A 14389-nucleotide genomic window follows, 5' to 3' on the forward strand; every position below is an offset into this window, starting at 1 on the left:
GGATTCCGACCAGGGCAATCGCGCCAGGTGTGCGCTGCCCCTCATCGCCCTGCCGGGCACTTCGCCCCGTAAAGTGACGGGGAAAAGGAACGCCTTGGCACAGGATTTCGCCACTCTCCAGCGTTGCAGAAAGGGAGCCAAGGTCGCGGCCAGCGCCTTCTCCCCGTCACTATACGGGGAGAAGATGCCGGCAGGCAGATGAGGGGCGGCGCTGAGATCGATAATTGGTCTGAGGCCCTGGGTTCTGCCGATTCCCCTAACCCGAAATCCGTTCGATCACCGCGCCGCAGCCGGACAGCTTTTCTTCCAGCCGTTCAAAACCGCGGTCGAGATGATAGACCCGGTTGACCGTGGTCTCGCCTTCGGCCGCCAGGCCGGCGATGACCAGCGACACCGAAGCGCGAAGATCGGTCGCCATGACCGGCGCGCCCTTCAGCTTCGGCACGCCGTCGACGATCGCCGTCTGGCCGGACAGCGTTATGTGGGCGCCGAGCCGGGCAAGTTCCTGGACGTGCATGAAGCGGTTTTCGAAGATCGTCTCGGTGATGCGCGACTTGCCGTTGGCCATCGTCATCAGGCCCATGAACTGCGCCTGCAGGTCGGTCGGGAACGCCGGGAACGGCGCTGTCGTCACGTCGACCGGCGCAATGCCGGCGCCATTGCGCCTGACACGGATGCCGGAATTGGTCTGCGTGATCTCGGCGCCGGTCTGGGAAATCACGTCGAGCGCGGTCTGCAACAGGTCCGCCCGCGCACCTTCGAGCACGACATCGCCGCCGGTCATGGCGACGGCCATCGCATAGGTGCCGGTCTCGATGCGGTCGGGTATCACCCGGACGCGCGCGCCCGACAGCGCTTCGACGCCGTCGATGGTGATGGTCGCGGTGCCGGCGCCGGAAATCCTGGCGCCCATGGCGTTGAGGCATTCGGCGAGGTTGACGATCTCGGGCTCGCGGGCGGCGTTTTCGAGCACCGTTTCGCCCTTGGCCAGCGAAGCCGCCATCATTAGCACATGGGTGGCGCCGACCGATACTTTCGGGAAGACGTAGCGGTTGCCGACAAGACGGCCGTTCCTGGTCTTGGCGATGACATAGCCGGTGTCGACGTCGATATCGGCGCCCAGCACCTGAAGGCCTTCCAGGAAAAGGTCGACCGGGCGCGTGCCGATGGCGCAGCCGCCGGGCAGCGAAACCTTGGCCTCGCCCATGCGGGCGAGCAGCGGGCCGATCACCCAGAACGAGGCGCGCATCTTCGACACCAGCTCGTAGGGTGCCGTGGTGTCGACGATGTTGCGGGCGGAGAAAGTGATGGTGCGCGAATAGCCCTCCTGCTGCTTTTCGCGGCGGCCGTTGACCGAATAGTCGACGCCATGGTTGCCGAGGATGCGGATCAGCTGCTCGACATCGGCCAGGTGCGGCACGTTTTCCAGGGTCAGCGTGTCGTCTGTCAAAAGCGAGGCGATCATCAGCGGCAGCGCGGCGTTTTTCGCGCCGGAGATCGGAATGCTTCCGGCAAGCTTGTTGCCGCCGACAATTCTGATGCGATCCATGGAAGAGCGTCCCCTCGGCCGAAAGGCCGGTTTTCAATCGGTTGAGTCTGTTGTGGCCGGTCTAGACCATTGGCCGGCTTGGTTCAAGAAACAGGATTCCCGCCCCGTGGCCAGCCTGTTGATATAGGTCAATCCTTTTGCGTTTCCCCTAAAGCGCCGAGCCCGTCCGGCCGCTTGTCAGCGTCGCCGGTGCGCCGCTTGTCGGCGTCACCGGTGCGCCGCGAGCGCGACTGCGCCTTGCGCTTCTGCAGATTGGCGCGCAATTGCTCAGCAAGCCGGCTCTTGCGGTCGGCCTTTTTCGATGGGCTGTCCTTTTTCGAGGAACCGCCCTTGTCAGGTGGACCGCCCTTGTCCAGTGGAGTTGTCTTGTCGTTCATGGTTCCGTCCCGGCTGACGATTAGGGCGACGTGCGTCCGCTTGGACGCACAAAGTACGCTCTAACACTTTTGAATCTCCGCATCGTGCTTTCCGAAAACCGATTCCGATTTTCGGCAGCTGCGCCAGCCCGCTGTTCAGGGATAGCCAACATTGTGGCGCCGCCATGTCGGCAAAACCCGTCGGAGCGGGCTTTCACAGATGGCTTGCGCTTGGCCTTGCGCTTGCCGGTTCGATATGGCAGAAGCCCCGCCATCAGCGGCTGCGGTAGCTCAGTGGTAGAGCACTCCCTTGGTAAGGGAGAGGTCGAGAGTTCAATCCTCTCTCGCAGCACCAGCCGATCCCATTGAAATCGCTGAAGTGTTCTGCGACGAACCAGCCTGCAGCGACGGAGCTGCCATTGCGCGCGGAAGGCGTAGACCGGGTGCCCGTGCCCCGACGTCGATTTCAGGCTCTTCGTCCAAAAGCCCAATCAGCCAAACGATCGACCGAGATCACACCGGCGCCGCGTGTCAATACGAGAAGAAGCAATGACGCCCACAGCAGGTGTTCGGCCCAATTCTCGGGGAAAACGAAGATCTGGATCACCGAAACGACGCCTAGCAGCATGAGCGCGCCGAGGCGCGAGAACAGCCCGAGAAAGAGCAGCACCGAGCCAGTGATCTCGGCGGTCGTCGCCAGGGGCGCCGCGATCGATGGATCAACGAACGGCAGATTGTATTCGTTGGCGAACAGCTGCAGCGTTACCGGCCAGGATGCGAGCTTCGTCTGAGCGGACTGCCAGAACACATGTGCGACTGCGATTCGGGAAGCGAGCTGAACCAGTGAAAGCGGAATGCGTTCGGGTAGTTTGACAATACGCCTGTAGAAGCCGACAAGGCCAGCCGGGGTGAACGAAGAATATTCTGGTATCGCAGTCATGACTGTCTCCATCAGTTTGCAAGGGGATGCGTCGGGATCCGGACATCAGTGACGAGCCCGTCGCCGAACAGACGCACGAGCGCGGACACGAGATCGAACGCCGGATCGAGAGCGAGGGCGCGGGTTGTGGCGTGTTCCAGGCCGAGGCCGTGCTTCAGGGAATGCCTAAACGCGAAATTCGCTCGATCAAGGAGAACCAGGCGGACACTCTCACCGGCCCGCCACAACGCCATGCGTTCGGGACGCCTTTCCCAGGCGCTGTGCTGGTCGACCGCCGTCTCCTGCTGATGGGCTGTCCATACGGACAGGATCGACCAGTGCGAAACGATCAGCCGCAGGGATGGCTGCAGCACGACATCGGGCGAAGGCCCCAGATCGGTGCCGTCATATTCCGAGAGGGGGCGGGGTGGATGCGAAGCCGCGTCGAGTGCTTCGGCAATGGCCCATTCGAGCCGCGCCGTTTCAGCCACGACCGGCATATCGGAAAGCGTGTCGATGGTTTTCAGGAAGCGTGGGAAGCCGGCGCCATAGCGCGCCAGCCGGGACTCCACCGGCGGATGGCGTCGAATGAACTCGCTCGCCACGAAACGAAAGAAGCGCTCGTCGACCAAGCGAACCGTGACGGGAAAGACCGCCATCAGCACTGCGGTAAGCGAACTGCGCGTGTTGTTCTGGTAGATACGCAGGCGGGCCAATGGATCGGCCTTGCCGGCGGTTAGCATTTTCGCGGTGACCATTGGCTCCATGGCGAGCACCGAGCGCGCCATGGTGGTCTGCAGGTGTTCAAGCGGCAGCATGGTATCCCCTCTCTATTGGCGGCATCGCCGCAGGCATGGCCGGTCCAGCCTTGGCGGCAGCAAATGCCGCAAGCACGGGCATGCCGCTCCTCATGTCACTTTCGAAGGGGAGGAGGTTGGATATCGGCCGGGGCTTGGCTGTCGTAGTTTGTCTCGCGGCCTGCTTGCGGTTAAACATGATCGAAGCGGAGAGCATGTCGGCCCACATGGCTTCGCCCAGCAGCACATCGAGAACCGGGACATCGGTATCCCATTCGATAAGCGTCGGGCGCGGTCCGAGCCGGTCTATGGCATGATGGTAGAGCGTCCAGACGACCGGCGGCACGCGTGAGCCATGATCGTCGATAAGCACGGTGTCGGCTCCGACCTGATTGGTCGCATGGCCGGCAAGGTGGATCTCGCCGATGGAATCGGCCGGCAGCGCGTCGATGAAGGCTTTTGCATCATATTGCAGGTTGTGCGCCGAAACCTGCACATTATTCACATCCAGGAGCAGGCCGCAGCCGGTCCGTGTCACGAGTTCGGCCAGGAACTCTGCCTCGTTCATCGAGGAATCTGCAAAAGCTAGATAGGCGGATAAGTTCTCGATGAGCACCTGTCGCTTTAACGCGTCCTGGACGGTCTCGACGTTGCGTGCCACCACCGCCAATGCCCCCTCGTCATAGCGCAGCGGCAGCAGGTCGTTGAGATAAGCCCCGTCGGCTACGCTCCAGGCGAGATGCTCCGAGACGAGATCTGGCTGGAAGCGCTCGCAGACTTTGCGCAGCCGCTCCAGATGATCGCGGTCCAATCCCTGTGCGCTGCCCAGTGACAGCCCAACGCCATGCACCGACAGCGGATAGATCTGGCGCAGCCTCTCCAGCGCCTCTACGCCGGCGCCGTCTCCCATATAGTTCTCGGCATGCACTTCGAGCCAGCCAGCGGAGGGCCTGCGGGTCAGCATCTCGCTGATGTGGGGAGAGCGAAGACCGATGCCCGCGGTTGCGGGGATCGCGAGGGGTTGAAACGCACGGCACATCGGTCTGCTCCCTTCCAAAGGGGTTGGCTCGAAGTCTGGATCGCTCAGGCTTTCGGCTTGTCGCTGCCGTCGGTGATCTTGGCGCAACTGCCGGCAGGCAGGTAAAGCCAGGAATCCGGCTGGTTGTCGGCGGTCGCGGTGCCGGCACAGGAATGCGTTGTGGTCTGGCAGTCGTTCTGGCCGGCCTTGACGACGCCGTAGCATTTCTCGAAGGCGAAGTCGGGCTGGGCGGCGGGGCCGCTGTAGGCGGCCGTGGCGGCTAGCGAAGTGGCAGCCGCGAGGGCCGATCCAATGAGGGTTTTGGCGTTGATCACAGTCGTGTCTCCTGGTTGCGTTTCGAGGGAAAGACTGACCCTGCGGCCTGTCTGCAAGCAGTGTCCCTGATCAGACGGCCGAGCTGAAATGCTGTCTCGGCATGGATTTGATACGCGGTCACTATGTTGAAGGGGGCCTCAAGCAAAAAAGCCCTCCGGCGGGGAACCGGAGGGCTTGGCGCCTGCATTCGTGAAGAGGGCGAAGCAGGCGCGGCTAGGCGGGAGGGAGGCGCCTAGACGTATCGGTTTTTGTTATCGACGGCAGAGCGTTCGCCCACAAAGAGGTGATCGCCCAGAAGCCAATCATCGGCTCTTTCCCGCCCTCTGTCACGCATGTCGGTCAACTCACCCCAGTCGGTCCAGGGTCTCAAGAATAGCGCTGCGCCAGCCCGGTGCCGACCGTCGAAGATGGTGTGAATCTGTGTGGGCTTCATTGCACCATGACCGGCGGCGAGGCGACAAGCCCCGCACGGCGTCATGGACGTGGAGGGCTTGCTGGCGATGATCAGCCGATGACCGCCTTCAGGCGGCTGGACCGGTGGTAAACCCGAAAGGTCGCCGTCGCCCCAATAGGTGTCGCCGTCGATCTCCACGGCCGGGAAGAGGAATGGGATTGTGGCCGCCGCCACGATCGCGTCGATCGACAATTGATCGCTGGTGAAGGTCTTCACAGCATCGGTGCGGGCATTTGAAGCCAGGATGCTGAGTTTCACCGGGCAGCTATTCTTACGAATCTCCGCAATGTCGATTGACTGTTCCAGAATCGATCTCAGCGGACTGGCTGTATCGGCTGCGAACATCGATGCGTGACTGACGCGTCGCCAGAAGTTGGTAAGCGCCGTCCGTGCGCCACGCCGATCGCCCAGAGCCAGGCCATAGGCCAGAACCGCCGCCTCCATCGCACCGAAACCGGACGCAGTGATGTTGCCGAAGCAAAGGCCGTGCTCATCCAACAGGCGGTCGAGCACGCCCCAGACAAATGCACCGTGTGCGTCGCTTGTCAGGACAATGTCGATGAGTTGCCCGTCGTCCACCGCAGGTCTTGCGCCGGCAATGACGGCGTTGTTGTTTTCAGTTCCGGTCTGGACATGCATCTTTTGGTCTCCATCCCAAAAACGCCGGCCAGGGCGTCATATGGAGAGACTGCCGCATCATCCCCTCAGGGCGAAATGCCAAGGTAGCATGAACTCCATAGGCAGATTGCATTGGCTACAATTCCGCGCAGCAAGGTTCGTCCAAGCAGGCAAGACAACGCGATCTTGTCCGATCTGACACCGGCGCCCCGACGGCGGCTTGAACAACTTCCAGCGTATAGAGAGTGCGTCATGAGAATTCGAACTATCTGGCTGGCGGCGATTGCCATCGGTCTTCTTGCCGGGGTGGCTTCTGCAGACCCCTTCAGCGACCTGGCGGCGTTGCCCACCTTCTATACGGAAGCGGGGTGAAGACGATGAAACCGATGACCGGTTCAAGAAGGGCTTGGTCCGCCATGCCAAAGCACAATCGAGTCACGATGACCAAGGCCTACAACGCCCCGGCAATGAGCAAGCCCCATGCCGCATTCTGCGCCAACATCCTGGCGTTCGGCGGCGCCAATTAGCGGTTGTGCCGCCAAGCATCCCTGGGATGCAGAAGCGGCATAAACTCCATACGCAGATGGCATTGGCGGGTAGGCGGTCGATTGCAGCAACGTTTCGTCTCGGCAAGCAGGAACCGCAGGTTTTTCGATTGCTGTCGATCATTACCGCGGCCGTCGATGGGACGATCGCCCAACCTCAGAGAAGGATCATGCCATGAATATCAAAGCTATCTGCCTCAGCGCCTTTGCCCTTTCCATTCTCGGCAGCGTCGCGTTTGCCGGGGCGCTCGACGAACCATCCAACATGCAGCCGTTTTACGCGATGCGGGCATGAAGACGATGAAGTCGGACAGAGAGTTCAAAGCAGCCTGGAATGCGATGTCGAAGGACAAGCGGAACGCGATGAAGAAGGAATGCAACGACGCGGCGATGAGCAAGCCGTATGCCGAGTTTTGCGTCAAGGTCCATCAGCTTGGCGGCAACAGCTAATCGCCGCTTGACCTATTTCGCTGCAATAAGAGCATGATGGCGAGCAAATGCTCGCCATCATTGTTTTTAGGTCAGCCTGAGCGACGCTTTAGCCGTAGCGAAGCGATCCGCACCTTGACCTCAGAAGGCATCATGACGGGCCGTTATCGACTTTATAGCGGCAGTGCATTGGCACGACCGGACGCTTTGCGGCAGGCTCCGAAGCCAGCATATGAACCGTATGCAGTTCGGGGACAATCGGCATGGACATTCATCACATCCGCTATTTTCTTGCTGTCTGCGAGACACGGAATTTCACGCGCGCTGGCGAAAAATGCAATGTCACTCAACCGGCGCTGTCGCGCGCCATCCAGCAGCTTGAGGAAGAGGTCGGCGGCTTGCTTTTTCGCCGCGAGCGAAACCTCACCCATCTCACGGATCTAGGTGCTCTGCTGCGACCCCGTTTCCAGCAGATCCTCGACGAACTGACCGGCGTTCGGCAAGAGGCATCAAGGTTTCTCTGTCTGGAAAATGCGAACCTCAAGGTTGGTGTCATGTGCACCATCGGCCCGCGCCGGTTCACCGGGCTGCTGGCCGACTTCAACAGACGTCAGCGGGGGATCCAGCTCCAACTGGTAGAGGGCGTGCCGGCATCGCTTTCCCAACTGCTCGAATCAGGCGAGATCGACGTCGCCATCATGGCATCGAGCGACAGTTTTCCGGAACGCTTCGACGTGACGCCGCTTTATCGCGAGCGCTTCGTCCTGGCATTTCCCAACGGCCATAGATTGGCCCGCAACGACAATGTTTCCATTTCCGAACTCGACGGTGAAAACTATCTCAGGCGTCTCAACTGCGAGTATCGCGATCATCTTGCCGGCCTGTGCAACGATCGGGGGGTGAAGCTTAGGATCTCCTACGCTAGCGAGCGCGAGGACTGGATCCAGAACCTGGTTTCCGGAGGGCTCGGAATCTGCTTCATCCCTGAGTTCAGCGCGGTGATCCCGGGCTTGCAGGTCCGGCCCGTCATCGACCCCGAAGTCTGGCGGGAGGTGTCCCTCGTCGTTGTGGCGGGACGTCGGTTCTCGCCCGCGGCATTGGCCTTCATAAACAGTGTGAAGGCGCATGGCTGGCCGGAAAGTGCCATACCTTTGGCACCCCACAAGACAGCGGCCTAAAGCATAGTCGAAGAGTTTCCATTCTCGCGGCATGCTTTCCCGCGCCTCCTATGTGTCGGCACGAATGGATTACTATAGTTTTCAGGTATCGAATTGAGAGCCAGGCAGCATTTCTCTTTCTTTGCGGATCTCGTCACTCTCCTCCTCATGCCCCGCCTCCCGCGTTTGGGCACCGACAAAGGAGAAACAAGATATGGCTTCCAAAGCAATCGCATTCAGCGCGCCACTCAACGTGGCGCTAGCGCTCGGCCTTCTTTCCGCAACCGCGGCGTTTTCCGTCGCACCGGCTTTTGCAGGAGACTGCCCAGCCGGCCAGGCCGCGACCGTTGACATCCAGGAGCATCCCAGCAAGCCGGTTGGCGTTACCGATGATGTCCTTTCGGCCATCGATCTGAGCCCGAAGGGCGAGGCCTGGAAAGGTAACATGCTGCGCCTGCGCAAGCTCGTCGTGCAGCCGGGGGGTGTCGTGCCATGGCATGAGCACACCGTTCGTCCGGCCAACATCCTCGTCGTCGAGGGTTCGATCACCGAATATAGCAGCACCTGCAAGGTGGGGATCGAGCATTCGGCTGGCGACGTGAGCGTCGAATTCGGCCAGCTCGCTCATTGGTGGAAGAACAACGGCAAGGTCCCGGCGGTGCTCTATTCGGCCGACATCCTGCCGCCGGAAATGCGCGAAGATCACACGATGTGAGCCACGCGTTGCGGTGACCGTTTCCCAGCATCAGCAACTGAAAGCGCGTCCTCAGGCAGTCACCTGGGGACGTGTCGCCAAGGAGCCTCGTTATGGTGACAACGACGGAACAGACTTCCTCGACGCGGCTCCGCATGGTTGCCGCGGACAGCTGGCGCTTCGGCATCATCGCTGTGATCGCCTTCCTGACACTTGTCGATCTCTTCGCCACCCAGGCAATCCTGCCTTCGCTGGTGGTAAAGTTCGGTGTCAGCCGCGCCACGATGGGCTTTGCTGTGAATGCCAGCACTTTCGGCATGGCTGTGGCCGGCATTGGGGTGGCGCTTTTTGGCAGGAACCTCGATCGCCGCAACGGCATCTGGATCAGCCTTGCGGTGCTGGCGATACCGACTACGCTGCTGTCACAAACAGACAGCATCGTCGTCTTTGCCCTGTTGCGTGTCGTCCAGGGCTTGTGCATGTCGACCGCGTTCACGCTGACGATGGCCTACCTGGCCGAGCATTTTTCCGCGCGGCAGACGACAGGTGCGCTTGCGGCCTATGTAACCGGCAATGTTGCCAGTAACTTCTTCGGACGGCTCATGTCGGCCGCCGTCGCCGATACGTTTGGCATCTCCACCAATTTCCTGACGTTCGCCGCCCTCAATCTGATTGGCGCGGCACTTGTCTGGTTCACGCTGCAGAAGACATCGGCAATGATGCGCGCCGACGCGATAGGCGAGCCTGCCCGCGCGGCCTGGAAGAGCCCGCTGAAGAACGCCGAGCTGCGCGCCTGTTTCGCGATCGGCTTCCTGATCCTCTTCGTCTTCATAGGCACTTTCACCTATGTCAACTTCCAGCTCGTCGCCGCCCCGCTATCGCTGTCGCCGATGGCGTTGGGACTGGTGTATTTCGTCTTCCTGCCTTCCATGCTGACCACGCCGCTCGCCGGGCGGGTCGCTGCGGGCCTCGGCCCAAGGATCGGCATTGATGCGACGCTTGCGCTGGCGATCCTGGGCTTGCTTCTGCTGCTCACGAGCCGCCTTCCCATTGTTCTTGGCGGGATGGCGCTGGTCGCCATTGGCACCTTCCTGGCGCAGGCAATAGCGACAGGACACGTCAGCCGGACCGCCTCGCGCGACCGCGCCGCTGCAAGCGGCATCTACCTTGCTTCCTACTATGCAGGCGGGCTCGCCGGCAGCTTTGTCATTGGACAAATCTATGACCGGATCGGCTGGACCGCATGCGTGGCCGTGCTCGCCGCGGTCCTCGCCGGCGCGATCGCGGTCGCGCGGTCGTTGAAGTCGCCGACCGCCTGACGATCGGGAATTCGTCGACTGCAAGGCGACTTATCTAAGGCGGGAATGAATAAGGATATCAATGCAATAGCCAAAATCCATGCAACCCACAAAACCAAAGGAGACTGACATGACCACCTACCTGAAAACCTTGATTGGCTGCGCCGCCATGCTGATGGCGATCGTCGTCCCGGCTGCCGCTTCGGATGGCGTCGTCACGGTAAAGAGCGACTATTCCATCGCGGAGACAGTTGCCCGCATCAAAAAGGACGTCCTCAAGAAGGGCATCAAGTTTTTTGGCGTCATCGACCAGGCAAGCCTTGGCCAGAACGCCGGCAATGATGTCAGGCCGTCGCGGCTGGTGATGTTTGGCAATCCGGCGCTCGGCACGACCTTCATCACGTCCAATCCGCAAGCCGGTCTCGACTGGCCGGTGCGCGTGCTGGTCTACCAGGCCGCAGATGGTTCAGTTTATGCCGCCTACAGCGATTTCGACTGGATCGCCAAGCGGCATGGAATTACCGACCGCGCGCCGCAGTTCAAGATGGCGACCGAGGTCATTCAGTCCGTGACCTCGACGATCAGAAAGAACTGAGGGTGGACATGTGCCAGAGAGCCGCCGCCCGGGCATGCGAGGCCGGCGCCGAGCTGATGATCTGACCGTCGGCTATCGAATCCATGTCTCAACGGCATTTCCGCTGCTTCGAGCGGTTCGCCATACTTGCTCCAGAACTCAAGACTGGGCGCGGAAGCCCGTTGCTCGCAGCCGTTTGCCGGCACTTCCGGTCGCAGCTCCAACCGAAGGAAACAACGATGCTCAGAGGAAAGACAGCACTCATCACAGGGTCGACGAGCGGCATCGGCCAAGGCATCGCCGAGGCCTTTGCGGCCAAGGGCTGCAATATTGTGCTCAACGGTTTCGGCGATGCCAAAGAGATCGAGAAATTACGCGCCAGGATTGCTGCCGACCATAGGGTCACCGTTCGCTACGACAATGCTGACATGAGCAAGGGCGGGGCGATCACCGCGATGATGGACAAGGCAATCGCCGAGTTCGGCGCCGTCGACATCCTCGTCAACAATGCCGGCATTCAGCATGTCGCGCCGATCGACGACTTTCCGATCGAGAAATGGGAGGCGGTCGTGGCGATCGATCTGATGTCGTCGTTCTACACGATCCGGCGCGCCCTGCAGGCGATGAAGGAGCGCAAATGGGGCCGCATCATCAACGTTGCGTCCGCTCACGCCCTTGTCGCCTCGCCATTCAAGTCAGCCTATGTCGCCGCCAAGCATGGGGTCGCCGGCTTGACCAAAACGGTCGCGCTGGAAGTCGCCGAGCAGGGCATCACCGTCAATGCGGTTTGCCCCGGATACGTCCTCACCCCGCTGGTCGAGAAGCAGATACCGGACACAGCCAAGGCCCGCGGCATCACCGAGCAGCAGGTCATCAAGGACGTGCTTCTGGCGGCCCAGCCGACCAAGCAGTTCGTGACCGTTTCCCAGGTTGCGGCGCTCTGCCTGTTCCTGGCTTCGGATGACGCCGCCTCGATCACCGGTGCGATCATGCCGATCGAGGGCGGCTGGACCGCCCATTGAATGCGGCAACGAGGAGCGAAAAGACAATGAACAAGATCACGCAAAATCCTTCGACGTCGGAACCTGCGCCGGAGGCCGGCCGTGTGGCCGATGGTTCCATCCAGCGCCAGACCGTGTTGGTCCTCCAGGGCGGTGGCGCCCTCGGAGCCTATCAGGCCGGCGTCTATCAGGCGCTCGTTGAAGGCGGGATTGAACCGGATTGGGTCATCGGCACCTCGATCGGCGCCATCAACGCGGCATTGATTGCCGGAAACGAGCCTCAAGACCGCCTGCCGAGGCTGCGCGAGTTCTGGGACGGCGTCAGCCGAAGCAGCCCGTTCGATGAGTTTTTCCGGATGATGGTTCCAAGCAACATCTTTGCCAACATGGGCACGGTAATGCGCGGCATACCGGGGTTCTTCGAACCGAACCCAAGCGCCATGTTCGGGGTGAATCGCGAAGTTGGTGTGGAGAATGCATCCTATTACACCACCGATCCGCTCAAAAGGACTCTGAGCAACCTGATCGACTTCGATTATCTCAATCGGCGCCACACGCGGCTGACGGTCGGCGCGGTGAACGTCAACACCAGCGAACTCAAATATTTCGACAGCCGCGAGATGACGCTGTCGCCGGCGCACATCATGGCATCGGGCGCCTTGCCCCCGGCGTTTCCGGCGGTTTGCATCGACGGCGAGCCCTATTGGGACGGCGGCATCTATTCCAACACGCCCATTGAAGTCGTGCTCGATGCCCGGCCGCGGCGCGATGCGCTGATCTTTGCCGTCAACATGTGGCAGCCCCGCGCCACCGAGCCGAAATCGATCTGGCAGGTGATGGGGCGGCAAAAGGACCTTCAATACGCCAGCCGAGGCCGGAGCCACGTGGCCCGGCAGGAGCAACTGCATCGTCTTCGGCACGTCGTTCGCGAAATCGGAAAGCTGGTCCCCGAGGAGCGGCGCGAGGATCCGATGTTCAAGGAACTCGCGTCCTACGGCTGCCCTTCGGTCATGCACCTGGTTCGGCTGCTTTCACCGCGCCTCGATGGCGAGGACCACACCAAGGACATCGACTTCACCCGGGCAGGCATCCGCACGCGCTGGCAGGCAGGATACGACCATGGCGAGCGCGTGCTCTCGGAGAGGCCGTGGGAATGCGACGTCGACATGCTGCAAGGCATCGTCATCCACGAATCGCAAGAGTGATTTTTCAAGCGCGGCGAGACCGAGGAAAGTGACGGAGAATACCAATGCAGATCATCACTCCGGGAATACGACTGGTTCCGGAAGCCGTGCTCGCCAACAACGCCGCGCTGTTCCGCACGATACCGGAGACACCATCCCATGCGGATAGCTCGCTGCATCGCGTGGTCATCGTTGGTGGCGGTGCGGGTGGACTGGAACTGGCGACCCGCCTCGGCCGCAAGTTCGGCAAGCGTCGGCTTTCCGTCACGCTCGTCGACCGCAATCGCACCCATGTCTGGAAACCGCTTCTGCACGAGGTCGCCTCAGGCGCACTGAGCGCATCCAACGATGCGGTGGAATACATCGCCCATGCCAGTCGCCACCACTATCGATACCGTATCGGCGAGGTCGTCGGCATCGACCGCACCAGGCGCCAGGTCTTTGTCGCGCCAAGCTTCGATGACGATGGCAGGCAGATCATTCCGCCACGTGTGCTGGGCTACGACACGCTGGTGCTGGCCGTCGGCAGCGTCAGCAACGATTTCGGCACGCCAGGGGCGGCCCGTCACGCAATCGCGCTCGATTCGGCCGATCAGGCCGCCCGGTTCAACAACCGCATGATAGACGCCTGCCTGCGCGCCAATGCGCAATACGAGCAGCTGTCGCCAGGCCAGCTCCATTGCGTCATCGTTGGGGCGGGGGCCACCGGCGTGGAGCTGGCCGCGGAGTTGCACAAGTCGATGCGGGAAATTGCGTCGCACAACCTCGACAACATCGATTTCGAAAGACTGATCCGCATCACCATCGTCGAGGCGGGGCCGCGCATCCTGCCGGCTTTGCCTGAGCACCTGGCACGCGCTTCAGCACGCTTGCTTGTCGATTTGGGCGTCCAGATACGGTGTGGGACCAAGGTCACCGAAGTGACGGAGGACGGCGCCAGGCTTGGCGAGAAGCTGTTTGTGCCGGCCGAACTCGTCGTCTGGTCCGCCGGGATCAAGGCGCCGGATTTCCTGAAAAAACTCGATGGCCTCGAGACTGATCACATCAACCGCCTGCTCGTGAATGCGACATTGCAAGCCAGAGGGGACGAGAACGTGTTTGCGATCGGCGACTGCGCGAGCTGTGTCTTGCCCGGCGAGGACAATCCCTTGCCGCCGCGCGCCCAGACAGCCCATCAGCAGGCTGATCACCTGGTCAAGGTGGTCGCCGCGCGTCTAGAGGGACGGGCCGCACCGACATTCCGTTACCGCGACTACGGATCCCTTGTTTCGCTTGCCGACTACGGCTCGTTCGGCAACCTGATTGGCGGACTTAGGATTGAAGGTCTGCTCGCCCGGCTGATGTATCGCTCGCTCTACAAGCTGCATCGCAAGACTGTGCACGGGACCTTGAAGACCGCGCTGGACACGATCGCCGGGATCCTGGCGCGCCGCACCAAACCCCGAGTCAAACTACATTGA

16 protein-coding genes and 1 tRNA gene are annotated in these 14389 nt (G+C 61.4%); 10 read left to right on the forward strand and 7 right to left on the reverse strand.

Features of this window, described 5'->3' with window-relative positions:
* Window positions 1–256 precede the first annotated feature (256 nt).
* Together murA and AC0NIE_RS12865 are read right to left on the reverse strand one after the other, a co-directional pair.
* On the reverse strand, window positions 257–1549 hold the full coding sequence (gene murA, locus AC0NIE_RS12860) for a UDP-N-acetylglucosamine 1-carboxyvinyltransferase (protein ID WP_123146622.1): 1293 nt from the start codon (window positions 1547–1549) through the stop codon (window positions 257–259).
* A 128-nt stretch (window positions 1550–1677) separates the two neighbouring features.
* Window positions 1678–1926 carry a hypothetical protein gene (locus AC0NIE_RS12865; RefSeq protein WP_473488543.1) on the reverse strand — a complete coding sequence of 83 codons (249 nt, stop codon included), beginning with the start codon at window positions 1924–1926 and terminating at the stop codon, window positions 1678–1680.
* Window positions 1927–2185: 259 nt separating this feature from the next.
* Here AC0NIE_RS12865 and AC0NIE_RS12870 point away from each other — a divergent pair.
* Window positions 2186–2260, forward strand: a tRNA-Thr gene (locus tag AC0NIE_RS12870).
* Between the two features lie 111 nt (window positions 2261–2371).
* Here the strand turns inward: AC0NIE_RS12870 and AC0NIE_RS12875 are convergent.
* The 5 genes from AC0NIE_RS12875 to AC0NIE_RS12895 all read right to left on the reverse strand — a co-directional run bounded on the left by AC0NIE_RS12875 (window position 2372) and on the right by AC0NIE_RS12895 (window position 6068).
* A complete protein-coding gene (locus AC0NIE_RS12875) occupies window positions 2372–2845 on the reverse strand; it encodes a DoxX family protein (protein WP_473488544.1) in 474 nt (157 codons plus the stop codon).
* Between the two features lie 11 nt (window positions 2846–2856).
* Window positions 2857–3642, reverse strand: a complete 786-nt coding sequence (locus AC0NIE_RS12880) for an HvfC/BufC family peptide modification chaperone (RefSeq protein WP_473488545.1) — start codon at window positions 3640–3642, stop codon at window positions 2857–2859.
* Window positions 3629–4660, reverse strand: a complete 1032-nt coding sequence (gene bufB / locus AC0NIE_RS12885) for an MNIO family bufferin maturase (RefSeq protein ID WP_473488546.1) — start codon at window positions 4658–4660, stop codon at window positions 3629–3631. The genes AC0NIE_RS12880 and bufB overlap by 14 nt, the downstream gene beginning before the upstream one ends.
* A gap of 44 nt (window positions 4661–4704) precedes the next feature.
* Window positions 4705–4974 (reverse strand): BufA1 family periplasmic bufferin-type metallophore, encoded by a 270-nt coding sequence (locus AC0NIE_RS12890; protein ID WP_473488547.1) that lies wholly within the window; start codon window positions 4972–4974, stop codon window positions 4705–4707.
* Window positions 4975–5207: 233 nt separating this feature from the next.
* Window positions 5208–6068, reverse strand: a complete 861-nt coding sequence (locus AC0NIE_RS12895) for a patatin-like phospholipase family protein (protein ID WP_473488548.1) — start codon at window positions 6066–6068, stop codon at window positions 5208–5210.
* Window positions 6069–6424: 356 nt separating this feature from the next.
* Between AC0NIE_RS12895 and AC0NIE_RS12900 the strand changes: the two genes are divergently transcribed.
* From AC0NIE_RS12900 to AC0NIE_RS12940, 9 genes are all read left to right on the forward strand, one after another.
* Complete coding sequence (locus AC0NIE_RS12900; RefSeq protein ID WP_473488549.1) at window positions 6425–6574, forward strand: hypothetical protein; 150 nt, start codon at window positions 6425–6427, stop codon at window positions 6572–6574.
* A 309-nt stretch (window positions 6575–6883) separates the two neighbouring features.
* Window positions 6884–7042 (forward strand): hypothetical protein, encoded by a 159-nt coding sequence (locus AC0NIE_RS12905; protein ID WP_473488550.1) that lies wholly within the window; start codon window positions 6884–6886, stop codon window positions 7040–7042.
* 242 nt (window positions 7043–7284) lie between these two features.
* Window positions 7285–8199, forward strand: coding sequence for a LysR family transcriptional regulator (locus tag AC0NIE_RS12910; RefSeq protein ID WP_128169140.1), 915 nt, complete (start codon window positions 7285–7287; stop codon window positions 8197–8199).
* Between the two features lie 193 nt (window positions 8200–8392).
* A complete protein-coding gene (locus tag AC0NIE_RS12915; protein WP_128169139.1) occupies window positions 8393–8893 on the forward strand; it encodes a cupin domain-containing protein in 501 nt (166 codons plus the stop codon).
* A 92-nt stretch (window positions 8894–8985) separates the two neighbouring features.
* On the forward strand, window positions 8986–10191 hold the full coding sequence (locus AC0NIE_RS12920) for an MFS transporter (protein ID WP_473488551.1): 1206 nt from the start codon (window positions 8986–8988) through the stop codon (window positions 10189–10191).
* A gap of 109 nt (window positions 10192–10300) precedes the next feature.
* The gene (locus AC0NIE_RS12925) at window positions 10301–10765 is read left to right on the forward strand and encodes a DUF302 domain-containing protein (protein ID WP_123146630.1); all 465 of its coding nucleotides are present in this window, start codon (window positions 10301–10303) and stop codon (window positions 10763–10765) included.
* Between the two features lie 218 nt (window positions 10766–10983).
* On the forward strand, window positions 10984–11766 hold the full coding sequence (locus AC0NIE_RS12930; protein WP_095491451.1) for a 3-hydroxybutyrate dehydrogenase: 783 nt from the start codon (window positions 10984–10986) through the stop codon (window positions 11764–11766).
* Window positions 11767–11792: 26 nt separating this feature from the next.
* A complete protein-coding gene (locus AC0NIE_RS12935) occupies window positions 11793–12950 on the forward strand; it encodes a patatin-like phospholipase family protein (protein WP_473488552.1) in 1158 nt (385 codons plus the stop codon).
* A 44-nt stretch (window positions 12951–12994) separates the two neighbouring features.
* Window positions 12995–14389 (forward strand): NAD(P)/FAD-dependent oxidoreductase, encoded by a 1395-nt coding sequence (locus AC0NIE_RS12940; RefSeq protein WP_473488553.1) that lies wholly within the window; start codon window positions 12995–12997, stop codon window positions 14387–14389.

The organism is Mesorhizobium sp. WSM4842 (genome assembly GCF_055901575.1).

Excerpts from the sequence above, each read along its gene's own strand:
- bufB (WP_473488546.1), bottom strand. The coding sequence starts at position 4,660 with ATGTGCCGTGCGTTTCAACCCCTCGCGATCCCCGCAACCGCGGGCATC.
- AC0NIE_RS12905 (WP_473488550.1), top strand. The coding sequence starts at position 6,884 with ATGAAGACGATGAAGTCGGACAGAGAGTTCAAAGCAGCCTGGAATGCG.
- AC0NIE_RS12865 (WP_473488543.1), bottom strand. The coding sequence starts at position 1,926 with ATGAACGACAAGACAACTCCACTGGACAAGGGCGGTCCACCTGACAAG.
- AC0NIE_RS12880 (WP_473488545.1), bottom strand. The coding sequence starts at position 3,642 with ATGCTGCCGCTTGAACACCTGCAGACCACCATGGCGCGCTCGGTGCTC.
- murA (WP_123146622.1), bottom strand. The coding sequence starts at position 1,549 with ATGGATCGCATCAGAATTGTCGGCGGCAACAAGCTTGCCGGAAGCATT.
- AC0NIE_RS12940 (WP_473488553.1), top strand. The coding sequence starts at position 12,995 with ATGCAGATCATCACTCCGGGAATACGACTGGTTCCGGAAGCCGTGCTC.
- AC0NIE_RS12925 (WP_123146630.1), top strand. The coding sequence starts at position 10,301 with ATGACCACCTACCTGAAAACCTTGATTGGCTGCGCCGCCATGCTGATG.
- AC0NIE_RS12920 (WP_473488551.1), top strand. The coding sequence starts at position 8,986 with ATGGTGACAACGACGGAACAGACTTCCTCGACGCGGCTCCGCATGGTT.
- AC0NIE_RS12915 (WP_128169139.1), top strand. The coding sequence starts at position 8,393 with ATGGCTTCCAAAGCAATCGCATTCAGCGCGCCACTCAACGTGGCGCTA.
- AC0NIE_RS12910 (WP_128169140.1), top strand. The coding sequence starts at position 7,285 with ATGGACATTCATCACATCCGCTATTTTCTTGCTGTCTGCGAGACACGG.
- AC0NIE_RS12895 (WP_473488548.1), bottom strand. The coding sequence starts at position 6,068 with ATGCATGTCCAGACCGGAACTGAAAACAACAACGCCGTCATTGCCGGC.
- AC0NIE_RS12930 (WP_095491451.1), top strand. The coding sequence starts at position 10,984 with ATGCTCAGAGGAAAGACAGCACTCATCACAGGGTCGACGAGCGGCATC.
- AC0NIE_RS12900 (WP_473488549.1), top strand. The coding sequence starts at position 6,425 with ATGAAACCGATGACCGGTTCAAGAAGGGCTTGGTCCGCCATGCCAAAG.
- AC0NIE_RS12935 (WP_473488552.1), top strand. The coding sequence starts at position 11,793 with ATGAACAAGATCACGCAAAATCCTTCGACGTCGGAACCTGCGCCGGAG.
- AC0NIE_RS12875 (WP_473488544.1), bottom strand. The coding sequence starts at position 2,845 with ATGACTGCGATACCAGAATATTCTTCGTTCACCCCGGCTGGCCTTGTC.